The organism is Motilibacter rhizosphaerae (genome assembly GCF_004216915.1).
In the GTDB taxonomy this organism is placed as follows: domain Bacteria; phylum Actinomycetota; class Actinomycetes; order Motilibacterales; family Motilibacteraceae; genus Motilibacter; species Motilibacter rhizosphaerae.
The window spans coordinates 1-13,361 of sequence record NZ_SGXD01000004.1; the positions used below are offsets into that span (position 1 = coordinate 1).

The window sequence follows — 13,361 nt, forward strand, 5'->3', positions numbered from 1 at the left end:
CCGGCGTCCCCCTCGCCCTCGGCCGCGAGACCCGCCTCGCCACCCGCGCCCAACTGAAAGCCCTCTGGGTACGCGACGGCGGCTGCATCGCCCCCAGCTGCCGCAACCGCCGCGTCCAAGCCCACCACGTCATCCACTGGTCCGACGGAGGCCCCACCCACCTGAGCAACATGTGCCTGCTCTGCAGCAGACACCACCACCTCCTCCACCAAGGCGGCTGGCAGCTCGAACCCGACCCAGAAAGACCCGGACTCCTCCGCTGGCGACCACCCGACGGCAGAGAACCCGTCCCCGCCACCCACGCCACCGACCGCAACCCCGGCACCACCACGGGCTTGTGGTGATGGCGACACGCCGCACCGCCACGCCTGCGGCGAGTCGGCCTGCCTCAGCGTGCCTACTGGCCGCGGCTCGCCGGGTCGACACCCGCGAAGGTGAGGAACTGCGCCATCGTGTAGTCCCCGCCGGTCGCGCCGAGCGTCGGCTGCCAGTCGGGCTGCACGTTGAGGTAGCTCGTGGGATCGGCCTCCAGCAGCCCGATGAGCACCTCGGCGACGATGCGACCGCCGACGGGGCCGAGGAACCTCCCACCGTTGACGACTTGCGCCTCGCGCAGGATGTAGAGCCACAGCGGCGTCGAGGTGTCGAGCCCGTGCCCGTACCCACCCACGTCCGCCAGGTCCCCGCGCGAGAGGACGGGCACCTCGAAGCGCCGGGCGAGGCGCTGGCCCGACGGCAGGGACCAGGTGAGGTGGCGCAGCAGCGTGCGCTGCGGCAGGGCGAGCGGACCCACGTCCCCCGGCAGGTGGGCGACCGCGGACGGCGGCAGCGTGAACAGCGGCGTCGAGAGGACGGTGTCGATGAGCTTGTTGGGGCGCACGGCGGCCGTGTACGCACCGCCGAAGTCGAAGAACGTCTGCCACCCCACGAAGCGGCGCGGCGCACGGTACCCGCCGCGCAGGTCGTCCGGCTCGCTCGTCAGCTGCTCGCCGTCCGCGACCTGGAGGCGCGGGTCGAAGATGAGCCCGAAGAACGGCTGACCGCCGTCGCCGGCGAGGTTCGCGCGGTACGACGGCCGCACCATGCTGTGGCCGAAGCGGAACGCCGCGCCCGACCACTCGACGGGCACGAAGGCCTGCACGTCGGGCCGGAAGCTGCGGCCGCAGCTGGCGCGCACCCCGTCGACCGTGGCCTGTCCGACGACCAGCGGGAGGAACTGGTGCAGCACCAGCCACTGGTAGTGCCACGTCGTCAGGCGCCGCGCCTCGACGAAGGCGTCGATCGGCGGCGTACCCGGACCGGCGACGGTGTCGACGGCGTTGTTGTGGAACTTCGCGAACGCCGCGTGCAGACCGCTGATCATGAGGTTGGTGTCGTTGCGGAAGTCCGCGATGACCGGCGAGGAGTCGGCGCGGCGGGGCAGGTCCTCGAACAGGCCGCCGCTCTCGAGGAGGAGCTTGGCCGGGTGGGCCTTGTCGTACAGCTCCGCCTGCATCATCGGGCCGCCGCCGTAGACCGAGTCGAGGTCGAGCCGCGGCGTCCGGCCGTTGGGCGACACCGTCGGGTCCGCGGCGACGCCCAGCTTCGAGGTCGCGTCGAAGGTGAGGTCGTGGTCGATGAACTGCCCGAGGAACGTCACACCCGCGGTGTGCGTGGGGTTGTTCCTGTTCACGGCGCTGAGCGCGGGATCGGTGATGAGCTTGACCGGGCCGCCGTCCGGACCGAAGAGGTCGTCCTTCGCGTCGAGCATGCCGCCCGGCGCACCGATCTCCAGCAGCGCCTGGCGCAGGCTGGGGCTGTCGTCGGCGAACGCCGGCAGCCCGGGGAAGATCCGGCCGAACGTCGCCGACAGGGGCGGCTGCTTCGCGTGGTACGGGCACCCCGCCGCGGCGGCCGTGCCCACCATGCCGGGGACGCCGACCGTGCTCCCCGAGACGGCCCCTGCGGCTCCGAGCAGACCTGCCCTGGTGAGGAACTCTCGACGTGTGGTGGCCATGACGCCTCTCCTCGGCTGCGGTGGAAGTCGCAGGGAGGAGCGTCGCCGCGGGTCGTGTGATACGCCGTGTGCCCGTCCGGTGCGCGGGTCAGGCGGCCGCCTCCCGCAGGGCCGCGAGCGCCGCCGCGACAGCAGGTACGCGCCGCGCCTCCGGCCGCACGAGCACCTCGACGACCCGCCCGTCGACGTCGGGGAGGTCCACGGCGCGGACGCCGGGCTGCGTACCCGCGTGCAGGGCCCAGGCCGGCAGCAGCGCCGCGCCGAGGCCGTGCCCCACGAGGCGCTGCACGACGACGTGGTCGTCGGTGGCGTGGCGGATGTCGGGGGTGAAGCCCGCCCGGCGTGCGCAGCGCAGCAGGTGCGCCCGGCAGCGGACGCACCCCGCGATCCACGGGTCGTTGGCGAGGTCGGCGAGCCCGCGCGGCGGCTCCCTGCCCTCCGGCACCACGGCCAGGACCCCGTGCCGCGACAGCGGTTCGCGCACGAGGTCGCCCGGCACGACGTCGTCGTCCTGCTCGTGGCGGAAGACGACCGCGAGGTCCGCGTCGCCGGCGCGGACGGCCGCCTCCGCCTCCGGCGGCTCGAGCTCGGTGAAGCGCACCTGCAGCGCCGGCGCGCGCTCGCGCAGCCCGACGAGGGCGGGCGGCAGCAGCACGGCGGCCGCGGTCGGGAAGGCGGCCACCCGCACCAGCCCGGTCGCGAGCCCGGTCAGCGCCCCGACCTCCTGCTCGGCCGCGGCGAGCCGGTCCGCCACCCCCTCGGCGTGGCGGAGCAGCACCAGCCCCGCCTCGGTGAGGGCGACACCTCGCCCCTGCCGCACGACGAGCGGGGTCCCCGCCTCCTCCTCCAGCCGCTTCACCTGCTGGCTCACGGCGGGCTGCGTCCAGCCGAGGGCGCGGGCGGCCCCGGCCAGGGAGCCGGCGCGGCCGACCTCGCGGAAGACGAGCAGCCGGCGCGGGTCCATGTGGACACCCAAGCAGGTCTTGGGCCTCCCCGTCACCCTGCTGGTCTTGTCGCACCCTCGCGCAGCGGCCACCCTCGAGGCATGAGGACGATCGGGCTGCTGGGCGGGATGAGCTGGGAGTCGACCGCGCTGTACTACCGCGTGGCCAACGAGCTGGTGCGCGAGCGCGAGGGCGGGCTGGCCAGCGCGTCCCTGCTCGTGCGCAGCCTGGACTTCCGCGAGGTGCGCGTGCTGCAGCTGGAGGACCGCTGGGACGACGCCAGTGCCCTGCTGCTGCAGGAGGGGCGGGCGCTCGCGGCGGCAGGGGCTGAGCTCGTGCTGCTCTGCACGAACTACATGCACAAGGCCGCGGCGCCGCTCGAGACCGGGCTGCCCGTGCCGTTCCTCCACATCGCCGACGCCGTCGCCGCGAGCGCGCCCTGCTCGACCATCGGGCTGCTGGGCACGGCCGCGACCATGGGCGAGGGGTTCTACCGCGAGCGCCTGGCGCAGCAGGGGCTCACGGTGCTGGTGCCGCCGGACGAGGACTGCGCACTGGTGGACCGGGCGATCTTCGACGAGCTCTGCCGGGGCGTGCTGTCGGAGGGGACGCGCGACCAGCTGCGCCGGGTCGTGGGCGACCTGGCGAGCCGCGGGGCAGGCGCCGTCGCGCTGTGCTGCACCGAGCTCGAGCTGCTCCTGCGGCCCGAGGACAGCCCGGTCCCCCTGCTGCCGTCCGCGCGGCTGCACGCGACCGCCGCCGTGGACGCGGCGCTCGGCTGAGCGGCCCGTACGCGTCAGCCCGTCAGCCGCAGGACCTCCTCCCGACACGCCGCCCACGCCGCGTGCGCGGGGTCGATCAGCTCGAAGTGCCCCACCCCGGGCAGGAGCACGACCCTGGCCTCGTCGCCCGCGGCGGCGACGTAGCGCTCGCTGAGCTCGGCGGGGACCACGTCGTCGTCGCGGCCGTGGACGGCGGCGACCGGGACGCCGAGGGGCGCGAGGGCGACCGGGGAGGCCGCCGCGTACCGCTCCGGCACATCGGCCGGACTCCCGCCGAGCAGGCGGTCGACCGCCCCTCCCCCGAGCCCCAGCTCGTACGCCCGGGCCAGGTCGAGGACGCCCCCTTGCGACACCGCACCCGCCAGCGGGACCAGCGGCTGGGAGCCCGGCGCACCGGCGGGGAGCCGCCCGCGCGCCGCGGTCCAGGCCGCGAGCTGGCCGCCGGCGGAGTGCCCGACCGCGACGACCTTCGACAGGTCGAGCCGACCCTCCGCGGCGGCCTGGCCCTCGGTCGCGAGGAGGTCCACGGCGGCCGCCACGTCGAGCAGCGTCTCCGGCCAGCCACCGCCCGCTCCGACCCGGCGGTACTCGACGTTCCACGCGGCCACGCCGTGCCGCACGAGGTCCTCGGCGAGCGGGGCGCCGAGCTCGCTGCCGTACGCCGCCTTCCAGAACCCGCCGTGCAGGACGACGACGACGGGCAGGCGCGTCGAGGGGCCGGTCGGGAGGCTGAGCTCGGCGTACTGGACCGGGTCGTCGCCGTAGCGCAGCACTCGGGGCATCCCCGGACACTACGGCCCCGTCACCGCCCCGTCCGGCTCAGCGTCCGGTGAGCCGGAAGGAGGGGCTGACCGCCGACCGCAACCCGGTCAGGGTCGCCAGCGCCGCGACCCGGTACGTCGAGGTGCCGCGCCGTGGCGTGGCGACGGTGCGGTAGCTGCACCCGGAGGTCGACGCCGTCGAGCTCAGCCGTGTCGTGGAGGTGTTCACGGTCCGCCACGACCGCCCCACGAGCCGCTGCAGCACGGGAGCTGCTTCGTAGCAGAGGGCGGACAGGCGACCGGTGACGACGACGTCGGTCCCGGCCCGGACCCGCGCGTGCGCGGGGACGGCCGTCATCGACGCGGTGTAGGGGAAGGTCTCGCTGCACAGCGACTCGCCCGGCGGGATCGTGCCGCGCACTCCCGAGCCGGCCAGCGGACGCCACACGATGATCGCGCTGCCCGGGCTGCGGCCGGACATGGTCCACGTCGCGGTGCCGTCCGCTCCCGTCCGCACGTAGCTGGGGGGCTCGTAGTCCGTGCACTCCGCCTGGGCGGAGAACACGCCGAGCCGAACCCCCGCGACGGGCTCACCCGAGGTGCGCAGCCGGGCCGCGACGCGGTAGCGGACGCTGGCCCCGGCGCGGACGGGCAGGTGCGTGACGGGCGTGACCGACAGGACCACCGGGTCGGTCCCGGTCACGCTCGCACTCGGCTGCCGTGCGCGGGCGAAGGGGAAGTCGACCGCCTGTCCCGCCCCGTCGAGGGTCACGCGGGTCAGCCGCCAGGTCCCAGCCGAGGACGCGGTCACGGGGGCCCGCGCCGTCCACACGCCGTCCTGCGCCGTGCCGGAGGTGAGGACCAGCGGCACCTGCAGCCACCCCCAGCTCTGCGGGTACGTCGCGGGCGCCGAGCGGACCACCTGCACGCACGGGCAGGTCGACTGCGGGTAGCCGTCGACCATCGGCACCGGGTTCATCGGCGTCGTGCCGACCTGGATCCCGGTGGGCGAGCTGAGGTGCACGGTGGCGGTGAGGTAGCCGATCTCCGCGCCCACCAGGGCGTGGCCGGGGCCGGACAGGGTGGTCTCCCCGACGGCCGGGCCCGACGCGGCACGAGCAGGCGCGGCGAGGGTGAGCCCCATCAGGGCCAGTAGGACGGTCACGACGGGCAGGACGGTCGCGACGGGCGGGGCAGGGAGGGTGCGCAGTCTCACGACACCAGGAGCCCCTGCGCCACCTGTCCGGTTCATCCGGTCGCGACCCTCTCGGTCGCGAGGGCCGCCGGCAGCTCCACCACCCGCTCCACCGCCCCGCGCCGGACCAGCAGCACGGCGGCCAGCCCGAGGTTCGCCACCGCGAAGTACGACGGGTAGACGATCGCCACCTCACCCGCCCCCACCGCTCCCGCGGCGCAGGCGCCGGCGAGCCCCGCCACCGCGTACGACGACGGGGTCTCGGACCACGGGTCCGACCAGCTCTTCGGCAGCATGAGCACGCAGCCGGCGAGGTCGGCGGTCACGACGCCCAGCACGGCCCACACCGGGTCGGCGGCGAGCAACCAGGCGGCCACCCCGGCCCCGGCGACGCCCAGCAGCGCGAGCTCGCGGCGCGAGGCACCCCCGACCCCGCAGCGCAGCGAGAGGACGAAGGTCGCCGTGATCGTCGCCGCCTGGACCACCAGCGTCGCGATGCTCCAGTCGAAGCGCTCGCCGGCCTGCGCCGCCACCGCGGTGACTCCGAGCACGGACCAGACCCCCCACGTCCCGCGGTGCGGGCGGGTGCGCCCGGCGAGGACGTCGCGGAGGTACGGGACGGGGTCGACGAGGCTGAGCAGCCCGCCGAGGGCGCCGAGCGCGGTGGTGGTCTCCACGTGCGTCTCCCCTGCCGTAGGAGCGGCTGCCCGTGCGGTGCACGTCGAGCAGGGGATGCGCGGCGACGCGCGGCTGATACCTCGGCTGGGACGGGAGCACGGCGTACCCTCCGCGGATGGCTCCGCCCACGCCCCGTCGCCCTCGCCGCCGGTGGCGTCGGCGCGTCGGGGGCGCCGTGCTCGCCGTCGGCGTGCTGTGGGGCGCCGGCGGCTGGTACTACGCGGGGCAGATCGAGTCCGGCGCGTTCGCGGTGCCGCGGCAGCAGGCGAGCCGCCTCGTCCCGCCGGCACCCGCGCCCGGGGCGCGAACGGCGCAGGAGGTGGCGTACGCCTCGGAGCTCGGTCCCGAGCCCGCGTGGTCCTACCCCGGCACCAGCAGCACCTGGGCGATCGAGGTGCACGGCAAGGGCGCGGAGCGCGACGACGTGCGACGCACGGTCCGCCCGCTCACGGCGGCGGGCCTCCCCGTGCTCGCCATCGCGTACCGCAACGACCCGGGGTCGCCGCGCAGCGGCGGGTACGCGTACGGCCGGACCGAGCAGCGCGACCTGCGAGCGGCCGTGGCGTACGCGCAGCAGCACGGTGCGCGCGCCGTCGTGCTCGTCGGCGCGAGCATGGGTGGGGCGATCGTCGTGGCCGCCGCGCTGGGCGGGCTGCCGCTGCCCGTGGCCGGCATGGTGCTCGACGCGCCGGCCCTCGACCTCGAGGCGTGCGTCGAGCTCGGTGCGCAGCAGCGGAAGCTGCCGCTCGGGCTCTCCCTGCCCGGCGCGCTGACGGACACGGCGGAGGAGATCGCATCGCTGCGCTACGGGGTCGACTGGGCGGACTACGACTACCTGCGACGGGACCGCGAGCTGCGCGCGCCGGTCCTGCTCTTCCACGGCACCGCGGACGAGACCGTGCCCGTGTCGACGAGCGACCGGCTGGCGCGCGACCGCCCCGACCTCGTGACGTACGTCCGGGTGCCCGGCGCGGGCCACGTGAGGTCCTGGGACGTAGAACCCCAGCGGTACGAGGCGGATGTCGCCGCGTTCGTGCGGAAGGTCGCGCCCTCCGACTAGCAGTGCGAAGGACAGCCGGGGACGCGGACGGGCCGCCGGGGATCCCCCGGCGGCCCGTCGCTGCTCCCTCAGGGAGCGTCAGTCACCGTCGGCGGACGGGATGGTGCCGCCGGGGACCTGGGAGGGCGCGTACACCTTGCTGTCGCCGGGGTACGCGACCGTCCAGCCGTGCGTGGCGTACCACGTGTAGCGGTTCATCAGCTCGGGAGCGGCGGAGTCGGCTCGCGCCCCGTTGCCGGTGAGCGTCTGCGCGGACTTCCACTTCTCCCACTGCGCCGCGAGGCTCGCCGCCGAGGCGGGGACGGCCGTGCGCGACGCGGACGCCTTGCTCACCTGCGTCGCCGCGGCGCCGGTCGTGCCGAGGGTGTCGTTGCCGCACGCCGGGGCGTCCTTCACGTCCTCCGTGAGCGGGATCTGGTTCGGCACCGCGTCGAACGGCGTGAGGTCGGGCTTCTTCTTCTTGAAGGCGTTGAACATCGGCGTCGCCGCGGCCAGCCGCTGGTTCAGCGGGGTGGCACCGAGGATCTGCTCGATGGTGCGCACCATCGTGATCTGGGAGTAGAAGGTGCTGTCGACGTAGCCCTTCTTGGCCCAGGGGCTGATGATCTGGATCGGCGCCCGGTGGCCGTCGACGTGGTCGGCGCCCGCCTGGCTGTCGTCCTCGACGACGAAGATCGCCGAGTCCTTCCAGTACTTCGAGTGCGAGATCTCGTCGACGACCTTGCCGACGGCGAGGTCGCCGTCCGCCACCATCGCGCGCGGGCTCGCCGGGCCACCGGTGTGGTCGCTCGAGAGCCACATCATGTTGAACGCGGCCGGACCGTTCTTCTCGAAGTCCTGCTTCCAGACCTCGTAGCGGTAGAGGTCCGGGATTGAGAGGTCGAACGGCGGCGAGGTGTGGTTGGTGATCGCGTCGAGCGACGGGATGACCGAGTGGTAGTCGCCCGCGAGGTCGGGCGTGAACAGCTGGGAGGGGTCGCCGCCCTGGTCCACGCTCTTCGCGGCGCAGTAGTAGTTCTGCCACGTCGCGCCGGCGTCGGTCGGCCGGCCCTCGGTGTAGAGGAACTCGCCGTAGTTCTTGGCCGTGTTGCCGGCATCCTGGACGTTGGTCCAGAGGAAGCCGGAGCGCTGGTGGCCGAGGACGTCCTCCTCGGTGTCGTAGCTGCGGATGTACTCGCCCGCGCTCGTCTCGGTGTACTCCGGGTTGTCACCCTGCATCAGCCAGTTGTGGCCCTCGGCCGAGTTGGTGCCGATGTCGTAGGTGTTGTCGTACAGCCCGAACGCGTTGGCCAGCGCGTGCTGGTTCGGCGTCACCTGCTGGCCGAACTGCGCGAGGCTCGCGTCACCGTTGCCCTTGGCGATGTCGCCGTAGACCTGGTCGTAGGTGCGGTTCTCCTTGACCAGCAGGAAGACGTGCTTGATGGTCGAGGGGTCCCCGAGGCGGCGCGGGACCGGCTCGGCCTTGACGTCGCCGCCCTTCGAGCGCTCGACGTCGCGGTTCGCGCGCGCCCAGCCGTTCTGCGTGTAGACCGTGGCGGTCTCGCTGGCGATCGTGGCGTCGTCGGGCAGCGTGAAGCGCGTCAGCGAGGCCGTCGTGCTGTGCGTGCCGTGGCCGGTGACCGCAGGGGTGCGGGTGCCCTGCTTGAACGTCAGCTCGGGGCCGCGCGCGTCGATGCCGCGGGTGTTGGTGACGACGACCTTGCCGCCGACCTCCGTCACGTTGGACGGGTAGTAGTCGGTGGGCAGCAGACCGACGAAGTCCACCGGCGCCTGGGGAGTGCCGTTGTACTTGTAGACCGCGACCGCGTTCGCCCGGCCGAGGGTGACCAGGATGTGGCCGTCCTTGGTGAGCGAGATGCCGTTCGGCTGGTAGCCGACGGGCGAACCCGCCCAGGGCTGCGCGTTGATGGTCTGCACGACGGTGTCCGTGGCCGTGTTGACCACGGAGACGGTGTCGTCGTTGGTGTTCGTCACGAACAGCGCGCCGCCCGAGACCGTGATCGCGGTCGGGTGGAGGCCGACCGCGATCGATCCCACGGCCGCAGAGGGCGCGCTGGTGTCGATGACGCTGAGCGCGCCGGTCGTCGAGGTGCCCTTGTATCCGTCCGCGGGGACCGGAGTGCCGTACGAGTCCATCGTCGTGTCGCCGGCGGTCGCCTGGCGGCCACCTTCGTCGCTGACGTAGAGCTTGCTGCCCACCAGGGCGATCTGCCGAGGCGCGATGCCGACGGGCCAGGACTGGCCCACCGTGCCGGCGGCGGCGTCGATCGCCACCACGCGGTTCTGCCCGTTGGCGGCGACGTAGAGGGTCTTGCCGTCGGCGGAGTAGACCGAGCCGGCGACGAGGGCGTTCTTGCCGTCCACGTCGGGGATCGCCACGGTCGTCGGGGTGCCGAGCGAGCCGTCCGCGTTCACCGGGAAGCGCGTCAGGCCGGTCGCGTTCGGCATCCAGAGGACGGAGCCGTCGGGCGAGAAGGTGGGAGCCTCCTGGCCGACCGTGTTGTCCTTCAGCTTCTGGTTCACGCCCGCGGCGGAGCCCGCGCGCCAGACCAGCTGGTAGGTCGAGAGGTCGAAGATCTGCAGCGACACCGAGCGGTCGGTGCTCGTGGCCGCGAGGAAGCGGCCGTCCGGGCTGACCGTCGAGGCCATGAACTTGCCGTAGGGCGTCACGAGGCGGTCGCCGTAGGGCTTGAGAACCTGGTCGGCCGAGACCTGCTCGCCGTTGGCGTACACGGTGCCGACCTGGTTGTGGTCGAAGATCGTGGTGGCGCCGTACGCCACACCGCTGCCCGCGACGGCGAGCGCCGCGGTGCTGGCGACCAGCAGGCGGACCCTGCGGGACTTGACGAAGCTGGGACGGACGACCGGGACGTGTCGTCGCGTTACCTGCATGGGGGGCTTCTCTCTCTTCGAACTGCTACGAACGGCTGAGCAGGTCGACGATCCCGTCGAACTGCCACAGGGGGTTCGGTGCGTCGCCTCTCGCGCTCCGCACCTGGAAGAACCCGTTCACCTCCTTGGGGCCGTCCCCGTCGGCGACGTACCGCCCGTCTGCGGTCGCGTCGAGCTGGTACGTGGCGCTGCCCACCGCCGTGGCCCCCGGCAGGTGCCAGGAGACGACGCAGCGCCAGTCGTTGCCGGGTCCGTGATCGTCGGGTCCGTGAGCCGCGACCCGGCTGCCCCCCTTGTCGCAGGACGCCGTGCTGGCGAGCTGCTCCTCGGTCACGGCGGGCCGGCCGAGCTCACGCGTCTGCAGCCGGTAGAGGTGGGCGAAGGACGTCGCGAGCGAGTGCTCGAGCTTGCCCTTCGTCACTCCGGTCGCGGACGTCGTGGCGGCGGTCACCGCGGTGGTGAGGGCGAGCAGCGCGGCGAGCGGCACGGCGACGGTGAGGACAGCCCGGCGGCCGGCGCCGTCGTAGGCGAGGTCGGTGAAGTCGCGGCGCAGGAAGAGGAGGTAGGCGAGCCCCGTGCACACGGCGGCCCAGCCGAGGCTGACGGCGACGCCGACGACGAGGGGCCCGGTCTCGCCGGGGTCGGTGAACAGCCCGCGCCAGGCGAGGAAGGTCCCGCTCGGCAGGGCGAGCCGGACGGCGACCGGCACGGGCAGCACGAGGACGAGGTCCATCGCGAGCGCCACGACTGCGGGCAGCAGCAGGCCCATCGGCGAGCGGCCGAGCACGACCGAGCCGAGCAGGCCGACGGCCGCGAACGCCAGCGTCGGCGCGACCACGCAGAGCCAGGCGAGCAGCACCGTACGGGCGGCGTCGCCCGGCGCGAGGAGGTGCCCGTCCAACCCGGGCAGGGGATGGTCCCCGACGGCCACGAGACCGCCGACCATGCCGGAGGCGGCGAGGCCCACCAGTACCACGAGGACCACGGTGAGGCTGGCGAGCGCCTTCGCCACGAAGATGCGGCGCGGCGAGCGCACGGCGACGAGCAGGTGGCGCCAGGTCCCGAGCCGGTCCTCGGTGGCGAAGACGTCGCCGGCGACGAGCGAGGTGACCAGCGGCAGCACCCAGCTGCAGGCGAAGCCGAGCACCACGAGGGACCCCGCCCAGCCGGTGGTCCCCATCCAGCGGCCGAACACCGTGTCCGCCGGGAGGGAGCTCTGCCGGCTCACCACCGCGACGAACGCCGCCGGCGCCATCCAGCAGGCGAGCAGGAGGATCCGGACACGCCACTGCGAGACCAGCTTGGCGAGCTCGAAGCGGTAGCCCGGCAGGAGCGGCGCGGGAGCGGCGACCTCGACCGGCCGGGGCGTCAGCGTGGCGCTCATGCGGACTCCTCCTCTGCGCCGTCGGGATCTCTCTCGTCGCCCGCCGTGAGGGCGAGGAAGGCGGCCTCCAGCGGCGGCACGACGGGCCCGAACTCGCGGACGACCACGCCGGCGGCGACGAGCCGCACGACGAGCTGGCCCAGCGCTTCCACCTCGCCGCGGACCACCAGGGCGTCCGACCCCGGGCGCCCCGACGCGGCCGGCAGCACGCGGACGGCGGGGACGCCGGCCGCGACCGCGCGGGCCGCGACCGGGTCGGAGGTGAGCACCCGGTGGTCGAGCTGACCGCTCTCGGCGGCGAGCTTGTCGACGGGGCCGGTGAAGACGACCCGGCCGGTCGAGAGGATCGTCACCTCCGAGCAGAGCACCGCGAGGTCGTCCATGCGGTGGCTCGAGAGCACGACCGCCACGCCCGCCTCCGCGAGCCCGGTGAGGACGCCGTGGACGTGGTGCTTCGCCGAGGGGTCGAGCCCGTTGGCCGGCTCGTCGAGGACGAGCAGCCGGGGCTGTGTCAGCAGCGCTGCGGCCAGGCCCAGCCGCTGCCGCATGCCGAGCGAGAAGCCGCGTACGCGGTCGTCGGCGACGCCCGTGAGCCCCACCTGCTCGAGCGCGTCCGCCGCCTGCCGGGACGCGTCGCCCCGGCGGGAGCCGCGCAGCGCGGCGAGCGCCAGGAGGTTCTGCCGAGCGGTCAGCGTCGGGTAGAGCCCGGGGGCGTCGACGAAGCCGGCGACGCCCGGCGGGACGGCGAGGGTGCGGCCGACGGGCGTACCGAGGATCTCGAGGGAGCCGGCGTCCGGGACGGCGAGGCCGAGCAGCAGCCCCAGCAGCGTCGTCTTCCCGGCGCCGTTGGGACCCACGAGGCCGTGGACGGCGCCGGCCGGGACGTCGAGGTCGACCCCGTCGAGGGCGCGCACGTCCCCGAACGACGTCGTGATCCCTCGTGCCCGTACTGCGGCACTCGTGTGCATCGGCAACCCTTTGTCGTAGGTGACTCAGGCAACGTAGGCACCGGCTGTGACCGGTCCGGGACCCGGAGGCGAACGCTGGGCGAACGGCGGTGGACCACCGGGTGCGCGGGCGGGCGGACGGCGGGCAACGCGGCGGGAACGCCCTCGACCCCGCTCCGACACCTCGAGGCGTCATCGTCGGCGGGTGCCGACCGATCCTCTGCCGACCGATCCTCTGCCGACGGACGCCTTGCTGAGCAGCGCCGTGCTCGACCACGTCGGCACCGAGGAGGCCGACATCGACGCCCGGGTGCGCTTCCTCACCCAGGTGCTCGGCCACCGCCTCCTGCGCTGGGGCACGCACGTCGTCACCGGCAGGAGGATCGCGATGCTCGCCGATCCCGCCGGGATGAAGCTCGAGCTGATGGAGGTCGACGCCGTACGCGGCGAGCTGGACCACGTCGCCTACCGCGTCCCCGACGTCGACGCCGCGCACGCCGCCCTGCTGGCCAGCGGCTGCACCGAGATCCGGGCGCCCTTCGACCTCCTCGCGGCCCGCGCGCGCAGCTCGCTGCTCGCCGAGCCGACGGGGTCGCGTCTGCAGCTCGTGGCGTACGCGCCCGACTCCCCCGACCTGACCTGACCGACCTGACACCCGACCAGCGAGGAGCCCCTCCGTGACGAGCACCGTCGAGCCGAGCACCGCCGAGACGAGCACCGTC

Annotated in this window: 12 protein-coding genes; 4 read left to right on the forward strand and 8 right to left on the reverse strand. The window is 74.2% G+C overall.

The genetic code is table 11. From position 1 onward, the window contains the following. The coding region (locus EV189_RS20770) for an HNH endonuclease signature motif containing protein (RefSeq protein ID WP_231116435.1) at positions 1–344 on the forward strand (344 nt) is incomplete at its 5' end. A gap of 53 nt (positions 345–397) precedes the next feature. On the opposite strand, the gene EV189_RS15070 is transcribed toward EV189_RS20770, so the two are convergent. Further along, complete coding sequence (locus EV189_RS15070; protein WP_130493829.1) at positions 398–1,996, reverse strand: peroxidase family protein; 1,599 nt, start codon at positions 1,994–1,996, stop codon at positions 398–400. Between the two features lie 88 nt (positions 1,997–2,084). Then, positions 2,085–2,960, reverse strand: coding sequence for a LysR family transcriptional regulator (locus EV189_RS15075; RefSeq protein ID WP_130493830.1), 876 nt, complete (start codon positions 2,958–2,960; stop codon positions 2,085–2,087). Between the two features lie 81 nt (positions 2,961–3,041). Between EV189_RS15075 and EV189_RS15080 the strand changes: the two genes are divergently transcribed. Continuing rightward, the gene (locus EV189_RS15080; protein WP_130493831.1) at positions 3,042–3,722 is read left to right on the forward strand and encodes an aspartate/glutamate racemase family protein; all 681 of its coding nucleotides are present in this window, start codon (positions 3,042–3,044) and stop codon (positions 3,720–3,722) included. A gap of 14 nt (positions 3,723–3,736) precedes the next feature. Here the strand turns inward: EV189_RS15080 and EV189_RS15085 are convergent, their stop codons facing one another. The 3 genes from EV189_RS15085 to EV189_RS15095 are packed head-to-tail and all read right to left on the reverse strand — an operon-like array spanning position 3,737 to position 6,355. Continuing rightward, positions 3,737–4,504, reverse strand: a complete 768-nt coding sequence (locus tag EV189_RS15085; RefSeq protein WP_130493832.1) for an alpha/beta hydrolase family protein — start codon at positions 4,502–4,504, stop codon at positions 3,737–3,739. A gap of 37 nt (positions 4,505–4,541) precedes the next feature. After that, a complete protein-coding gene (locus EV189_RS15090) occupies positions 4,542–5,699 on the reverse strand; it encodes a hypothetical protein (protein ID WP_130493833.1) in 1,158 nt (385 codons plus the stop codon). A 32-nt stretch (positions 5,700–5,731) separates the two neighbouring features. After that, complete coding sequence (locus tag EV189_RS15095; RefSeq protein ID WP_130493834.1) at positions 5,732–6,355, reverse strand: hypothetical protein; 624 nt, start codon at positions 6,353–6,355, stop codon at positions 5,732–5,734. Between the two features lie 116 nt (positions 6,356–6,471). Here EV189_RS15095 and EV189_RS15100 point away from each other — a divergent pair, with 116 nt between their 5' ends. Further along, positions 6,472–7,416, forward strand: a complete 945-nt coding sequence (locus EV189_RS15100; RefSeq protein ID WP_130493835.1) for an alpha/beta hydrolase — start codon at positions 6,472–6,474, stop codon at positions 7,414–7,416. 78 nt (positions 7,417–7,494) lie between these two features. Here EV189_RS15100 and EV189_RS15105 read toward each other — a convergent pair whose 3' ends face one another. The 3 genes from EV189_RS15105 to EV189_RS15115 are packed head-to-tail and all read right to left on the reverse strand — an operon-like array spanning position 7,495 to position 12,660. Beyond that, a complete protein-coding gene (locus tag EV189_RS15105; RefSeq protein WP_130493836.1) occupies positions 7,495–10,308 on the reverse strand; it encodes an alkaline phosphatase family protein in 2,814 nt (937 codons plus the stop codon). Between the two features lie 25 nt (positions 10,309–10,333). Next, positions 10,334–11,692: an ABC transporter permease gene (locus EV189_RS15110; RefSeq protein ID WP_130493837.1), complete on the reverse strand. Its 1,359-nt coding sequence runs from the start codon at positions 11,690–11,692 to the stop codon at positions 10,334–10,336. After that, a complete protein-coding gene (locus tag EV189_RS15115; protein ID WP_130493838.1) occupies positions 11,689–12,660 on the reverse strand; it encodes an ABC transporter ATP-binding protein in 972 nt (323 codons plus the stop codon). Before EV189_RS15115 ends, EV189_RS15110 begins: the two co-directional genes overlap by 4 nt. A 184-nt stretch (positions 12,661–12,844) precedes the next feature. Here EV189_RS15115 and EV189_RS20475 point away from each other — a divergent pair, with 184 nt between their 5' ends. Beyond that, positions 12,845–13,282 carry a VOC family protein gene (locus EV189_RS20475; protein WP_196788582.1) on the forward strand — a complete coding sequence of 146 codons (438 nt, stop codon included), beginning with the start codon at positions 12,845–12,847 and terminating at the stop codon, positions 13,280–13,282. Positions 13,283–13,361 lie beyond the last annotated feature (79 nt).